The sequence below is a fragment of the Nitrospirota bacterium genome (genome assembly GCA_023229435.1).
In the GTDB taxonomy this organism is placed as follows: domain Bacteria; phylum Nitrospirota; class UBA9217; order UBA9217; family UBA9217; genus JALNZF01.
This window is the reverse complement of sequence record JALNZF010000004.1, coordinates 111,433-126,008: the sequence shown is the minus strand read 5'-3', so window position 1 is coordinate 126,008 and position 14,576 is coordinate 111,433. Positions and strand designations below refer to the sequence as shown.

General features: G+C 54.3%; 11 protein-coding genes. All 11 read right to left on the bottom strand.

What is annotated here, in order from left to right; genetic code table 11:
- Positions 1–12: 12 nt before the first annotated feature.
- The 11 genes from M0R70_04700 to M0R70_04650 all read right to left on the bottom strand — a co-directional run bounded on the left by M0R70_04700 (position 13) and on the right by M0R70_04650 (position 14,554).
- The gene (locus M0R70_04700; protein ID MCK9418665.1) at positions 13–1,149 is read right to left on the bottom strand and encodes an alanine--glyoxylate aminotransferase family protein; all 1,137 of its coding nucleotides are present in this window, start codon (positions 1,147–1,149) and stop codon (positions 13–15) included.
- Between the two features lie 307 nt (positions 1,150–1,456).
- Entirely contained in the window at positions 1,457–1,684 is a 228-nt protein-coding gene (locus M0R70_04695) for a hypothetical protein (GenBank protein ID MCK9418664.1), read from the bottom strand.
- A gap of 15 nt (positions 1,685–1,699) precedes the next feature.
- Positions 1,700–1,912, bottom strand: a complete 213-nt coding sequence (locus M0R70_04690) for a DUF1573 domain-containing protein (protein MCK9418663.1) — start codon at positions 1,910–1,912, stop codon at positions 1,700–1,702.
- 86 nt (positions 1,913–1,998) lie between these two features.
- A complete protein-coding gene (locus M0R70_04685; GenBank protein MCK9418662.1) occupies positions 1,999–2,718 on the bottom strand; it encodes a hypothetical protein in 720 nt (239 codons plus the stop codon).
- A 201-nt stretch (positions 2,719–2,919) separates the two neighbouring features.
- Positions 2,920–3,708 (bottom strand): tRNA 2-thiocytidine(32) synthetase TtcA, encoded by a 789-nt coding sequence (ttcA, locus tag M0R70_04680; protein ID MCK9418661.1) that lies wholly within the window; start codon positions 3,706–3,708, stop codon positions 2,920–2,922.
- Positions 3,709–3,850: 142 nt separating this feature from the next.
- Positions 3,851–4,219, bottom strand: a complete 369-nt coding sequence (locus M0R70_04675; GenBank protein ID MCK9418660.1) for a hypothetical protein — start codon at positions 4,217–4,219, stop codon at positions 3,851–3,853.
- Between the two features lie 190 nt (positions 4,220–4,409).
- Positions 4,410–4,601, bottom strand: coding sequence for a hypothetical protein (locus tag M0R70_04670; GenBank protein ID MCK9418659.1), 192 nt, complete (start codon positions 4,599–4,601; stop codon positions 4,410–4,412).
- A 283-nt stretch (positions 4,602–4,884) separates the two neighbouring features.
- Positions 4,885–7,245 (bottom strand): vitamin B12-dependent ribonucleotide reductase, encoded by a 2,361-nt coding sequence (locus M0R70_04665; protein ID MCK9418658.1) that lies wholly within the window; start codon positions 7,243–7,245, stop codon positions 4,885–4,887.
- Between the two features lie 570 nt (positions 7,246–7,815).
- Positions 7,816–10,791 (bottom strand): DEAD/DEAH box helicase family protein, encoded by a 2,976-nt coding sequence (locus M0R70_04660; protein MCK9418657.1) that lies wholly within the window; start codon positions 10,789–10,791, stop codon positions 7,816–7,818.
- A complete protein-coding gene (locus M0R70_04655) occupies positions 10,788–12,659 on the bottom strand; it encodes a putative DNA binding domain-containing protein (GenBank protein MCK9418656.1) in 1,872 nt (623 codons plus the stop codon). Before M0R70_04655 ends, M0R70_04660 begins: the two co-directional genes overlap by 4 nt.
- The gene (locus M0R70_04650; protein MCK9418655.1) at positions 12,659–14,554 is read right to left on the bottom strand and encodes a site-specific DNA-methyltransferase; all 1,896 of its coding nucleotides are present in this window, start codon (positions 14,552–14,554) and stop codon (positions 12,659–12,661) included. Before M0R70_04650 ends, M0R70_04655 begins: the two co-directional genes overlap by 1 nt.
- Between the last annotated feature and the right edge of the window lie 22 nt (positions 14,555–14,576).

Genomic DNA, 14,576 nt, shown 5'->3' with positions numbered 1-14,576 from the left:
GTGGTGAATGATTTACTTCATCAATATTTCCTGCGCTGCGCCGACACCCGTGCCGAGTTTCACCGGATGACCGAGGCCTTTCAGCACCATCTCGATGCCAGCCACGGCCGTGATCACATCGAAGGTGTCGGCATAGCCCAGGTGCGCGATGCGGAAGATCTTGCCCTTCAGCTTGTCCTGGCCGCCCGCGCCGGTGATTCCGTACTTCTCCCGGAGATTCTTGTAGATCGCCTGCCCGTCCACGCCCGCCGGGGCCTCGATGGCGGTAAGCGCGTTGCTCGGGCTCTCTTTCGGGAAGAGTTTGAGCCCCAGCGCCCCCGCTGCCGCCCGGGTCGCCCGGGCGAGCTTGTCGTGGCGCTTGAACACATTCTCAAGCCCCTCGTCCTGGAGCATCTTAATGCTGGCGTTCAGACCGATGATGAGGGTCACCGCCGAGGTGAAGTTCGTCTGGTTTTTGGCGAGGTTTTCGCGTTCCTTTTTGAAGTTGAAGTAAAACTTCGGGGTCTTTGCCGAATCGGCCATTTTCCAGGCCTTGTCGCTTACGGACACGAACGCGAGTCCCGGGGGCAGCATCACGCCCTTCTGGGAGCCGCCGATCATCACATCAATGCCCCACTCATCCGCCTTGATATCATGCGCAACAAGGGCCGAGATCGCGTCCACGACAAAGAGCGCATCGGTCTTCTTCACCACGGCCGCGACGGACTGCACGTCGTGGTACACGCCGGTCGAAGTCTCGTTCGCCTGGACGAAAACAGCCTTGATCTTCGGGTTCTTCCTGAGCGCGGCCTCCACCAGCTCGGCCTTGATAGCATGGCCCCACTCCACGATGATTTCCTCGACCTTCATGCCGTAGGCCTGGCAGATCTTGGTCCAGCGTTCGCCGAACTTGCCGCCGTTGATCACGAGCACATCGTCTCCCGGACTCAGGAAGTTCGTCACCGAGCCTTCCATTCCGCCGGTGCCGGTGGAGCACAGGATCAGCACGTCGTTCTTCGTCTGATAGAGCCACTGCAGGCCTTTCTTCGCGGAATCGAGGATCGGCAGGAAGTCCGGCGCGCGGTGATGGATAATCGGCATAGCCATGGCCAGGAGCGCCTCGGGGGGAACCGGGGTCGGGCCAGGGGCTAATAGATATTTTTTCTGCATGGGTACACCCTCCATAAAAATTTAGACAATACGTCCGTCAGTTTCTCTGTAGAACAAAAACGCGATATCGTTATCTGATGATTATGAACAACGAAAATTAGTGCCCCGTCGGGACGGGACCTATGCCAGGGGTTGGCATGTCGCTGGGATATTGTGGGTGTCTGTGTTGTTTCAAAATTGAACGTGCCTCTCTTTTGATTATTCCGTTTAAAAACGATTTGACAGTAGCATATGCCGCGGAAAATTGTCAAGAAAATAGTGCGGCCTGCCCCCCCTGTGCGGGAGCAGGCCTGGGAACGAAATCCTGCTACTTTGTTGCCACACCTTTCGACGCCATATCCTTCGGCGCGACATCCTTAAGCACGACATCACTCAGCACCACATTCAGGGTCACTTCCACCGTAAGCACCGGCGTGATGCGGTCATTGGAATAAATACTGATGTGCTTCGAAAGAGGGCCGTTGCTGTTGATCGTTGCCACTGTTACCTTCACGCGTCCAATGGCCCCCGGATCCAGGTGATCGGAACTGATCACCGCTGCGGCACAGCCTCAGGAAGGCTGGACCTTTTCTATGATCAGCTGTTCGCTGCCCACGTTCTTGATCTCCAAGACATACTCAGCCTTTGTCCCCTGGACGACCTTACCGAAATCGTGGCGCAGCTCCTTGACCTCGATCTTCGGCCCCTTGTTGTCAAGGGCCGCCAGTGGTCCGGCGCACAACAGGCCGGCCATCACCATGCTCATCAAAACCATCCGCTTCATGTTTCACCCCCTTCCCTGTTCATAATTCTTATCCGCAAGAGGGAACCTGCCCCGGCCTTCCATGGGCCTGGGCCCGCATTCCGCAATCATCGCTGCACTGCCCCCTTTTGTTTATCATGGATCATGCTGACAAGCTCTTCGCGGGTGATGAGCCCCTTCTCGATCAGCAGCGTGATGAGCGCGTCGATCCGCGTCCGGTCGTCTCCCTGCATTTGTTGCTCGGCGCCGCCATCGGACGACAGCAGAACCGAAGACGCGACAGAGCTGGAATTTTTCGGCATACTGAGATCGGAGCCGTGAATGATCTCCATCTTCCCGCCGGCGTCGTTTTCCCCTTGCTGAAGAGACGTCTTCGTCGGTTTGCGAACGACATTCTCGCCGTCATAGTATTTACTGATGGCGTCCCTGATCTCGGACTCCAGTGCCAGTGACGGTTTGATCTTCAGCCCGGTGTTGAAACGGATCTCGTCCATGGCCTCGATATCGAGGGGATCCAGCATCGCCAGGACCAGCGTTCCTCCTTCTCTTTTCACCGGCACTACGTGATATTTTTTTGCGATTTCCGGCTTGATCAGCTTGACGACGGCTTCGGGGACCTCGGGCTCGAAAAGATTGACGTAAGGGATCCGCAATTTTTCCGCGATCACCCTGGCCAGTCCTGTCTCGTCGACGAGATGCAGTTCGATGAGGATCGCGCCCAGCTTCCCCCCCCAGTCGCGCTGGTAGGAAAGCGCGGACTGGAGCTGGAACTCGTCGATGAGTCCGGCATCCTTAAGCATATCACCCAGTTTTTTAACCTCGGCCATACGGGTCTCCAGGTACAAGGGCTTGCCAAACAAACGCTGAACTGCACGGAATTATATGCTTCGCAGGCAGAGAATGTCAACGATTATTAAGGAAATACGCATTGCGCATGCATCTCAGAACCGGGACATGCCATCCCTCGTAACCACGGAAGGAAGGGGAAACAGCCGCTTCCCCACGGCAACAACGCGCTGCCGGGTCGTTCATAAATCGGTCACGTGTTTCTCCCTCACCCGCGACTCTTCGCTCGACTTCATCAGCAGATGCCGGTGCTCCACGTTTGCGAGCGCCGCAAGCAAGCTCGCCTTGATACCCGGCTGCTCCTGCTCGAGATCGGCCAGGAGTTTTTTTATCTTCCCGCGCTTCATATCCTGATCCCCGCAGGCCGGACAGGCGCAGCAGGTTATGGGGAAGCCGGCGCTCGCGGCATAGCGGATGATATCGTCTTCGGGCACATAGACGAGCGGCCGTATGACCACATCCAGACCGTTATCAGCGATCAGGAGCGGGGCCATGGCCTTGATCTTTCCGTTGTACAACTGGTTCAGAAAAAGCGTCTCGATGAAATCCTCGCGATGGTGTCCGAGGGCGATCTTCGTGCATCCAAGCTCATGCGCCTGGGTGTACAAAACACCGCGCTTGATCCGCGCACAAAGCGCGCAAGGAGTATCTTCCGGCGTCAGTTTTTCGAGCATAAGCCCGTGAATGGGCGCAGGTATGATCCGGTATTCAAAGTCATGGGAACGAAGATACTCTTCCATGAGATTGGTCTGAAACCCCGGGAATCCCGGATGCACGGTGACGGCGATAAGAGAAAAATCGACCGGTGCACGCCGCCGCAGGCTTTCCAGGACATGGAGCAGCGTCCAGCTATCCTTGCCGCCAGACAGCGCCACCAGTATCCGGTCATGGTTCTGTATCAGGCCGAAATCGCCGATGGCGCGGCCGCTCAGCCTCCGGATATGATGCTCCCTCTGTTCTCTCTGGCGCATGGAGTAAATCCTAAAGCCTGCTTACGGATAAGTCAACAGTTTTATGCGGGCTTTTATGCGGGCGTTCGCCGGAGCGGGTGGAAACAAAACAGGCCCCCGGAAGCTCTGCTTCCGGGGGCCTGTCGATACATGGCGTTGTTGATTATCTTCTTTTCTTTGCGGCTTTTTTCTTTGCTTTCTTCTTTGTTGCCTTTTTCTTCGTGGCTTTTTTCTTTGCGGCCTTTTTCTTTGTTGCCTTTTTCTTCACTGCCTTTTTGGCCGTCTTTTTTGCTGCTTTCTTTTTCACAGGCTTCTTCGCGGCTTTTTTTACAGCTTTTTTCTTCGTCGGCTTCTTCTTTGCCGGCGTCTTCTTGACTGCGGGGGCCGCAAACGGTGCAAACGGCTCACCGATCTCGGTCGTCTCCAGACCGCAGCAAAACACCGGTTCTTCATAGATATCGCCGGTCCTCGTCACATCTATCTTTCTGCCGCACACCTTGCACTCATACTGCATGATCTTCTCAATACCCATATGCGTTCCCCTCCTTTTAAGCTGATGACCCGTGTATTCACGGGCTGAATGGCGGTACTGGCACTGCGGAATCTTTTGGGTTCAGAATACGCCGGGAACCAGGAAACCCGGGGCCGCGAACTATAAGTATATTTATTATTTAATGTAGAAGCATCTTCATCAAATGTCAAGTTTTTTATCAAAAACAGCACTAACTCCATACCCGCGGCTGTTTCTTGTTCGCGTTGATCATCGCGTTCCTTCTCAGGTCCTCCTGCTTGAGCTCCCAGATATGCTCCATACCCTCGATAGCCGCTGACAAGGCCTCATCAGTAAGCTTGTTGTCCCAGTTCTTTGACTCGGCCAGACGGTAAAGTTCCAGTATCACCTCATCAAGAGTCATATAATCTCCTTTTAATTCAGATAGTTATTGAATGTAAACCTGGTCGGCAAAATATGAAAATATCGGTCATATCACTATAAAAAAACCGGGAGAAAAATATCCCGGCTGTGATTCATTCCAATGGACCTGTCATAGCAAAGATGCTGAAAAAAATCTTTTTTTTCACCCTACCTCCGGTTGCGCAACCATGGGTTTTGCAGTGATATTCCGCACTCCGAACTGGTTCGTCTCAAGCTCACCATCATGAGCGACCGTCGAATGATCTCAACTCCGCACTTGGGCGCTACCCGCACTTCGAGAACCCGCATCCCCGGCAGAAGGCGCAACCCTCTCCGAATTCAAGCAGGCCTCCGCAGTCCGGGCATTCCGGGCAGAGGCCAAGGTGGTTCTTGCTTCCGCCCTGTGAACAATCAGAGGAAGTATAGGCAACCGTCGGCTGTGCAATGACGGCCCTGGGCTTATGGTGCTGGTGGCTCACCGCATCCTTGGTATAGCGCTCAAGCGCCCTGGCAATGGCATCGGGACAGGACAGGATCGAGCCGCCTTCGCCCCACGCCGGCGACGGGCACCGGATGCCCTTCACCTGCTTGACGATGGAATCGATGGATATCCCCGAACGGAGCGCAAGCGAGACCATGCGGGAGACTGCCTCGGACTGGCTCGCGGCGCACCCGCCGGACTTGCCCATGGTGGAAAAGACCTCGCAGATGCCCTCCTCGTCCTCGTTGATCGTGATGTAGAGGTTTCCGCAGCCCGTGGGAAGCTTCTGGGTGACACCGTGGGTGAGCGCCGGACGGCTCCGCGGCTTCTTTTCCTCGGCCAGTTCAGGTGAGGTCCCGCCCTGCGGGATCATGTGCTGGCCCGCGGCAGCCGTTTTGCGCGCCTTCTCCGTGGCGCCCGTGCTGAGCACCTGCTCGTCGCGCGACCCGTCGCGATAGATGGTCACACCCTTGCATCCGAGCTTGTATGCCATCATATAGACCTTCTGCACGTCATCCTGAGTGGCGCTGTGCGGAAAGTTCACGGTCTTGGAGACCGCGTTATCAGTATGTTTCTGGAACGCGGACTGCATGCGTATGTGCCACTCCGGGGTGATGTCGTGGGCCGTAACGAACACGCGCTGCACGTCCTCGGGGACCGTCGCGACGCCCGTGCACCCGCCGTGCTCGGCGATGTCCTTCATGAGCCCTTCGGAATAGAAACCATCCTCCCGGGCGACGCGCTCGAACACAGGGTTCACCTCGAGGAGTTCCGCGCCGTCCATGACCCTCCGGACAAAGGTGAGTCCGAAGACCGGCTCTATGCCGCTGGAGCACCCGGCGATGATGGACAGGGTCCCGGTCGGCGCGATTGTCGTGACCGTCGCGTTTCTGACCAACGCAAGCCCCGGTTTGTCATAGATACTTCCCTTGAAATTCGGGAAGGCCCCGCGCTCTTTTGCAAGTTCCTCGCTCATCTTCCGGCCCTCCTCGGTGATGAACTGCATCACCGTCTCGCCGAGCCTCACGGCCTGGTCTGAGCTGTAGGGGATGCCCATCTCAAGCAGCATATCGGCGAACCCCATGACCCCAAGGCCGATCTTGCGGTTCGCACGGGTCTGCTGGCTGATCTTTTCAAGGGGATACTTGTTTACATCGATCACGTTGTCAAGGAAGTGGACCGCCTGCTGCACCGTGTGGCGGAGCTTGTCATAATCCACCGCCTTCCCATTGAGCGCCAGCATCTTCGCCAGATTGACCGAACCAAGATTGCAGGACTCGTAGGGCAGGAGCGGCTGCTCACCGCAGGGGTTGGTGGACTCCACCATACCCACGTGCGGCGTGGGGTTGTACTGGTTGATGCGGTCAAGGAAGATGATGCCCGGATCGCCGTTCTTCCAGGCCATGTTCACGATGGTATCGAAGACCCGGCGGGCGGAAAGGGTCTTGACCACCGCCCTGCTGCGCGGGGAGACCAGGTCATACTCGCCGTCCGTGTCCACCGCATCCATGAATCTGTCGGTGATGGCCACGGAGATGTTGAAGTTGTTCAGCCGGTCGCTCTGCTGTTTGCACGTGACGAAATCGAGGATGTCCGGATGGTCCACCGAGAGGATGCCCATGTTCGCGCCGCGCCGCGTGCCGCCCTGCTTCACGGTCTCGGTGGCCGCGTCGAACACGGTCATGAACGAGATGGGGCCGGACGAAACGCCCTTCGTGGACTTCACCACGTCGTTCTTCGGCCGGATGCGGGAAAAGGAGAAGCCCGTGCCGCCGCCGGACTTGTGGATGAGCGCCGCGTTCTTCACGGAATCAAAGATCTCTTCCATGGAGTCTCCCACGGGCAGCACGAAGCAGGCCGAGAGCTGGCCGAGCTCGCGCCCGGCGTTCATGAGCGTGGGGCTGTTCGGCAGGAACTCGAGGGAGGTCATGAGGCGGTAGAATTCGGTCGCGGTCCGCTCCACGTCGGCGTCGGACTTGCCGTAGGCCTTGTCGCCCTCGGCAATGGTCCTCGCCACGCGGGTGAACATGTCGACCGCTGTTTCGATCACAGTCCCGTCCTCGTTCCGCTTCAGGTACCTTTTTTCAAGGACCTTGAGGCAGTTCTTGGAAAGATCGAGACCCTTACCGGATGCTGTTGTCGAACCAGTTGCCGCACTCTTCATAAAACCCCTCCCTGGGAATAATGATAAATATAAATTCAAAATAAATCCGGGACGGTCAGGCAGACCGCCCCGGCTGAATTACAGGATCAAGTCATACAACAGGCTTTCAAATACATCGCATGAAGCTTCGTCTTGCCGGCTTTGATCATAATGCTGTTGCTCACTTTGATCGTAAATTTGAAGAGGAGGAGAGTCGATGGAACCGACTCGTGAATTGTATGTCTCTTGAAAATTCTGTAGGAAAGTATACCACAACATCTTGTGGAGTCAAGACCTATCTATCACTACATTTAGTCAATTTACATGCGGGTTTAATAAATCAAGGTTCATTGCAGGGGCATGAATCAAGCAAAAAAAAAGTACATAATAAATATATGTCTCAAACCCCGCTCTGGATGCGGTCCCGATTGATAGGGAGTAATTTTGTCCCTTTTTCCGGTGCCCGAAATGCGAGCGATCCGGGATGGATGCCACCCCGGGTCGCTCAAAAATGAAGAGTCATAACCTTTTTGCACTCATAACGGTAAAGAAGCAGCGCATCCATCAATCTCCCGCGAAATTCAAAGTTTACTAAACCTCATCCGCGCTCACGACAACCGCGAAAGGAACGTCCAATGCCTCAAAGTGCCGCTGTCCACAGCGAACTTTGTCAGCTTCACTCGTGCGAAGCTTCAAGAAATCTCGCGTCCCTTTAGTCTCGCGCACAAGGTAAAGCGTCTGGCTATCATGCTTAAGGATAGCCCAGTCTGGATTGTACTTACCCACCGGCGTATCGACTTCGAACCAACCCGGTAATTTCACAAAAAGCTTGATATCTTCTCTCTGATCCAGACGACGTGCAAATTCGCGTTCCAATTCCGAATCATATACAACATATTCGTACACCGACTTATTAACCTGCATCGCGGTCAGATAGTTGATGAACTCCTCATTTTTGAAGAGCAGCATTTCCCATTCCGCTTCTGAACCGGAACCGGGCAAGCGCTCGTACTTGATGCCGTCAATCAGCAGGCGGTGCAGTTCATACTTCAGCATCGTAGCTACGGAGTCCATAAATCGCTGAGGATCAACAAAGAACTCTGAGAGCCGTCCTGATTCCTTGAGAATACGCACAAGCGTGGATCGCGTCAATTCCGTTTCATTCTGCAGATATGCCAACAGGTCCGGCACCAGACCCTTAAATGATACCCGCTCCTCGGCGACACTGACAGCCGTCGTTGTCACACCGCCTTTGGCCACTCCCAGTTGCCCGGCACTCACGCGAATTTTTGCAGCCTCGATCTTTTCCATCCGTCGCAGGGAGTCTACCGCGCGTTTTACCAAGTCTTCTGTCTCGAATTCCACACGATAGGTGGTCTTCGGTTTAATGCGGTCCCAAAGGGCCTGGAACTCAGGACTCAGTTGTACTTCCTTACGCAGATGATTAGAACCTTCATCTCGCTCTTTGCGGATATGGCGTTCAATCTGGTATCCTGCCAAAAGGTCGATGACAGCGGGCGCAAGATCGCGATGCGCTTCCGGAAGATTAAGCGCAAATCCTAGACGTTTTGGGTCAAAGGCCGGTTGGATACGACCTTCAGAATCAAGCATACTCTGACCGATTAAAGCTTCCCGGATGGCCGTCGCGATCTCTTTCCCTACCGGCCTCTCTTCGCCATCCACCAGGCGTGTGAGTTTGGCAAACGCGGTAATCGGCACCTTGCCGAAGGTCACGCCGCACTCTTCCTCATATTCGTTCTGGAGCGCGCGGGCAAAGTCTTCATAGCTTTCATTGGCCACAACGAAAAGCTTGTTAACTGACTCGTCAAAGACGCGCAGACCGTCTTGATTGACCGGTAAGCGCAGCCCCCTGCCGATCTCCTGCCGCTTTTTCATGGAGCTCCGCGTCTCATTCAGCGTGCAGATTTGAAATACGTTCGGATTGTCCCATCCCTCGCGCAAGGCCGAATGGCTGAAGATGAAGCGCAACGGCTCGTCACTTGACAATAACCGTTCCTTGTCTTTCATAATCAGGTTATACACTTCGTCATCGGCCTGCGTGTCGCCTCTCGTATCCTTGAAGACACCTTTCTTGTCCTGCGCAAAGTAACCGTTATGAAGCCGCTCAACAGCCAGTTTCAACCATTCCAGTTCCCTGAATCGTTCCTCCCGCGCCAATTCAGCAAGGACCTCTTCAAAAAACTCTGCGAATTTGCCCATTACGGGCTTTCCAGATTCATCATAGTCGCGGTAATTCGCCACTCGGTCGACAAAGAACAGGCTCAGTACCTTGATGCCCCGAGCTCGAACCTGAAGCTCCTTTTCCAGGTGCTTCTTTACCGTATGCTTTATCTGGACACGCCACACATCGTCCCGCAGACCGCCTATTTCCTCGCCCTGTTTGAGCACGCGGCCATTATTGAAACGCACAAACTCATTACCGGGCTCAGCGTTAATCTCAGCTACAACAAAACCATCCTGATAACTGGCACGCTCATTTGAAAGCTCGAACAAATCCGAGCCGCTTTTCACGGGGACCGACTTCTCCTTCGGCCCTTCCGGCGTCTGCACGTGAATTCGTACTTTGGCCTTGATGCCCTTAGTGTAATCGATCTTCTCTACCCGCACAAAAGCATCGTTCCTGCCGCCATCCGCAGTAGCGCTGGCCACGACGATCTGTTTAACCAATCTCAGTTCGAAAGCCCGGACAGGATCGAGTCGGTAGACCAGGTTATAGGGATTGCGGTGAGTGGCCGAGTAGCGCAGCGTACATAAAGGATTGAGAGCCTTAATAGCTTCCTGCGCTTTATCAGTTGAGTCTACGCTCTGGGGCTCGTCGATGATGACGATGGGCCGCGTTGCCTGGACGAATTCGATAGGTTGGCGACCGGAGAGCTTATCGCTTTCTTTATAGATGACGTTGCTCTTTTGCTCATCCTCGGTGCCTGTGAAGTTTTTGCGGAAGGCGTCGATATTGATCACCAGTATCTGCAGCGTATTGCTCACCGCGAACTGCCGCAAGCGATTCACCTTCTTCGAGTCGTACACGAAATGCTCGAAAGGCGGGTTGTTGTAGAGTGCGCGGAAATGTTCGCCGGTAATCTCTATATTCTTCAGCACACCCTCACGGATGGCCACGCTCGGCACAACGATGATGAACTTTTGAAAACCGTATCGCCGGGAAAGCTCAAAGATGGTGCGCAGATAAACGTATGTTTTGCCTGTACCGGTCTCCATCTCCACGGAAAAGTGCGGACACTGTCGGACCTCGTTTGATGCCGAATCAAAGATATCCCATGCCTCGATCAGCACTGCGGTGTCTGCTGTTTCAATATCATTACGCGCCTGCACCACGCGTGTATTGGCAAGCAATTTCTCGGGAGAGATCATAAGTCCGTTGCTAACGCCCAGCTCTGTCCGGTGCTGCCCGGCAAAGAGTCCGCCGTAATCACCGACATGGATGACGGAGTATTCAGGCGCGCCCTGGGGTTGACCGTCAAAGAGGTCAGTCACCGCCGCCACGGCGTCAAGCTGGTATTGCTGATTGGGGTCAAACTGAAGTTTCATTTTGATCCTTCAACAGACGTGTATGCCTGATCCGGCCGATTCGGCGTCTCTGGATAACGCAGACGGAGTATGCCTTCTCGTACCATGGGCGTTAAATATTGGTTACGAATCCCTGCCGGATTACGGTTGAGTAAGCCGGATAAAGACTCCACAGTCAGAAATCTGCCTTTGCAAAGTTCGATTATTACCTTACGAACCTCCTGCGCTGGCGCTCTCACTGTAGAAGCAATTGATGCAGCTATGCTCATAAGCGCCTTTTCATCTTCCGCCTTATATGAGGAGTTGTTTTCGGAATATGAGGAGTCCCTGCCCGAATATGAGGAGTCCCCTTCCAAATGTAAGGACTCCTGGGGCAAATGTGAGGAGTCGCCAATCTGAGCCAAACGGTATTTTGTCCATCGGCGGCGGTTGTCGGACAACAAATAACCTTGTTCGCACAGACCTTGCAGAAGCCGCGTAATTTCAACCGGATGGTCGGTCAACAGTTCCTGAAGGCGAACATTGGAGACTTCGCCTTCAAGATAGGCCGTAGCCAACGCCTGGACCTCTTGCTTTGAAAGGCTGTTGAACCGGTCGCCAAACTGCTTCTGGAGGGCGGTCAAAGCATCTTCAGGAATCAGGCTGATCATCGGCATGACCAGCCGCACCCGTTCGGGCTGAAATTGCGTAGTCAGAGCGGGCGCCCGCCAGTGTTGGCTGCGCCAGCCGCTCTGGATGCGATCATATCCTGAGCCGGCCCGCTCGCCGCCGCCGATCATGATAAACATCTGTTGCAGGGACTTGTTCCGGCACTCACTGACACCGCCGCGACGCATTTGTTCAAGCGATACCAGCAGCGTCCCGGGGTTTTCCATCGCAAAACGATCGCGGGCTTTTTCAATAACAATGCCCCCCGGCGCAGTGTAGTCCGCATGAACAAGGGCATTTACAAACGCCTCGCGCAGGGCCTCATGGACCGGCGTTTCGTCTTTTCGCTGCACGCCTTCCAGCCTGAAGGGCACGCGCAGATCCACCGTGATCTTGGGCCACACCCGCTGATAGAACTGGAACAGATTGGCCTCCCAGGTCCCGTCCGGATAGATACGGTCGCTCCAGCGCTGCGTGAGATCGAGTTTTTCCCGGTAATCGACGAAATACCGCGGGGCGGCCTGAGGATCGACAATAGTCTGGTGTTTCCCGAACATGAGGAGCCCGGCAAGCGTCAACCCGCTCTTCCCGGTAGCGCGGTCTCGCCGCCATCCGCCCAGCTTTTCCAGCAGTTCGGGAATTTCGAGCGTCAGCCACGGGTGGTCGGGCTTGGTGGCCGAAAAACGCCGGCGGTATTGAGCGAGCGAAACAGGGTCGAGATCATCGATTGAAAATCCTTGAAGAATTCGCTGGTCAGCCGCCTCGGGATCCGCGTCAGCCAGCATTCGGCGGACTTCATCTTCGGTGCAGTGATAGTCCCCCTCATGACTGCGGCGAAAGGTATTGCCGAAAGGCGTGGGACCGAGATATACCGGTCGCTCGCTTCGCGAGGCGCGAGGCACATGCACGACGAGAATCCGCGCGTCCTTTATCTCGACCACCTGGACATGAGCCGTTGTTAATAGATTTCGGCTCACCTTGCCTCTATTGTTCACGGTATCCCAAAAGATCTTCTGGTACTCATCTATTTGTTTCGCGGTCAGACCATCCGCGAGGACGTCGCCGAATTCATCTTCAGCGACGCCGAGCAAGATCGCTCCGCCATCGGTATTGGCCAGGGCGCTATAGGTCTCCCAGAAACTGCGCGGAAAACCACCACGAGCGGACTTAAATTCCTTATCTTGCCCTTCGCAATTAGCCTCTATTTTTTCTATGTCTTCAAGCTCCAATGATTTCATCATCACACCGTCTTAAAGCTCGTAACACCTTTGGTTTTGAATATCTGCACAGCATTTGCCTTGAGCTGATCGTTGCCCGTAAAGCCTTCGTCGAGGCATACCACTCGTGCGGGTTTCCGCTCCGCCATGGCGCGGATAAGCTCCAGGGTCAGTTCCTTCTCAAGGCAGATAAAGAGCGCCCCGTCCGCCGCGCTGTGAATCGTCTTGCCGACAAGCGTGATTTTTTTCACCGGCGTTGTCAGCGGGAAACCGCTCTTGAGCAGGATTTCATAGAGAATATCGTCACTCGTTCGACCATCGCGGATATGGTCAACATGCAGGTCAAGTTGTTTTTCCAAGACCGCCATATTGCCCTGTTCTACCTGAGCGTTCCAGGGCTTGAAGTTGGACTCGGCTAGTTTGAAAACTTTAAAGCCTAGATCCTGCTGCCCGCTCTGGTCATTCAGTGCCAGCTTGCCTTGATCTTCTTTGTTCAACTTTTGAATAACCCGGCGTACACGTTCTTTCGTTATATCTGTGATGAGTGGATAATCTTCGCGGCTGGTCGGCTCGGGAAGCTGGACGAGGATGAACTTGCGATTACCATTATCTTGCTTATTTAGGTCGAGGACGGCATGAGCGGTAGTACCGGAGCCAGCGAAGAAGTCGAGGATGATACCTTCTTGGTCTGCCCCAATGCTAATGCATTGTGCAATTAGTTGGACTGGCTTCGGAGAATCAAAAACCTTACCGCCCATGAGATCCTTAACCTCCAGCGATGCCTTCTTGTTGCCTTCGATATCCGTCCAGAGGTTAGACGGTTGCTTCTTGCGACCATCTAGGTAAAACTTCTGGTATGGTCGCCAAGCTAGTTCTCCTTTCGTGGTGGACTCTCCCGTCCTTTTCCACTCAATCCAACCCTTCTGGTTGAGATCTTCATATCTGACTGATCCGCATCTCCAACGACTTTCATATCCGCCTGGTCCTATGGGGAATACATCTTTCCCATCAGGGCCTTTAATAGCATAATACATACTGGGGCGATCTTCACGTCTATCCTCCCCGCCCGTTTTTCTTAACGACCGCGTGAGGTATCGTCCACGTTCATCCTCTTGATCATAAATGCTCGCGTCCTCGTCAGTGAATTCCAGCCCCGTCAGATCTGCCTCTTCGGACTTAGAATACACCACGATATAGTCTATCTGATTGACGAGGATTTCGTTGCCTTGCCCCGTCGGCGTACCAGTGCTTCGAGTCACCTTTCCCCGAAAGTTTTCCTCGCCAAAAATCTCATCGCAAAGACTAATAAGACGACTCTGCTCATGATCATCAATAGATACAAAAAGCAAACCGTCATCTCGCAACAAATTACGCGCCAAGTACAGCCTCGGATACATCATATTCATCCATTTGGAGTGAAAGCGACCATCTGTATCGGCATTGGTGTTGAACTTCCGGCCTTCGGCGTCCACTTGCCCGGTATATTCAAGATAGGTTTGCAGGCTCTCGGTGTAGTTGTCTGGATAGATAAAATCGTTACCGGTATTGTAAGGTGGATCAATAGAGATCATCTTGACCTTGCCGAGATACGACTTTTGCAAAAGCTTCAACACTTCCAGATTGTCGCCTTCAATGATGAGGTTCTCCGTGGTGTCGAAATTGACGGACTCTTTCGGCGCTGGGATTAGTGTGGCCATGCTGGGGGTCTGGATGGTCTTGAAGCACTCGGCCTTGCCGGGCCAATGCATACCGTAGCGTTCCTTACCCACGTCCACACTCTCGCCCAGGGCAAGCTGCAGGCGGTCAAAATCAATCTTTCCTCCCTCCGTGCGAATCTCCGGAAAGAGGCGCAAAAGTTCCTGCTTTCTTTCTTCTGAGATATCGAGAGAGCGGAGGTCGAGTTTTTCCGGTTCGTTCATTCTGTCTCCTTTGGCAACATCG

What these genes read in the sequence shown, in the direction of transcription:
- M0R70_04700 (MCK9418665.1), bottom strand. Translation starts at nt 1,149, where the DNA reads ATGCAGAAAAAATATCTATTAGCCCCTGGCCCGACCCCGGTTCCCCCC.
- M0R70_04690 (MCK9418663.1), bottom strand. Translation starts at nt 1,912, where the DNA reads ATGAAGCGGATGGTTTTGATGAGCATGGTGATGGCCGGCCTGTTGTGC.
- M0R70_04685 (MCK9418662.1), bottom strand. Translation starts at nt 2,718, where the DNA reads ATGGCCGAGGTTAAAAAACTGGGTGATATGCTTAAGGATGCCGGACTC.
- ttcA (MCK9418661.1), bottom strand. Translation starts at nt 3,708, where the DNA reads ATGCGCCAGAGAGAACAGAGGGAGCATCATATCCGGAGGCTGAGCGGC.
- M0R70_04675 (MCK9418660.1), bottom strand. Translation starts at nt 4,219, where the DNA reads ATGGGTATTGAGAAGATCATGCAGTATGAGTGCAAGGTGTGCGGCAGA.
- M0R70_04670 (MCK9418659.1), bottom strand. Translation starts at nt 4,601, where the DNA reads ATGACTCTTGATGAGGTGATACTGGAACTTTACCGTCTGGCCGAGTCA.
- M0R70_04665 (MCK9418658.1), bottom strand. Translation starts at nt 7,245, where the DNA reads ATGAAGAGTGCGGCAACTGGTTCGACAACAGCATCCGGTAAGGGTCTC.
- M0R70_04660 (MCK9418657.1), bottom strand. Translation starts at nt 10,791, where the DNA reads ATGAAACTTCAGTTTGACCCCAATCAGCAATACCAGCTTGACGCCGTG.
- M0R70_04655 (MCK9418656.1), bottom strand. Translation starts at nt 12,659, where the DNA reads ATGATGAAATCATTGGAGCTTGAAGACATAGAAAAAATAGAGGCTAAT.
- M0R70_04650 (MCK9418655.1), bottom strand. Translation starts at nt 14,554, where the DNA reads ATGAACGAACCGGAAAAACTCGACCTCCGCTCTCTCGATATCTCAGAA.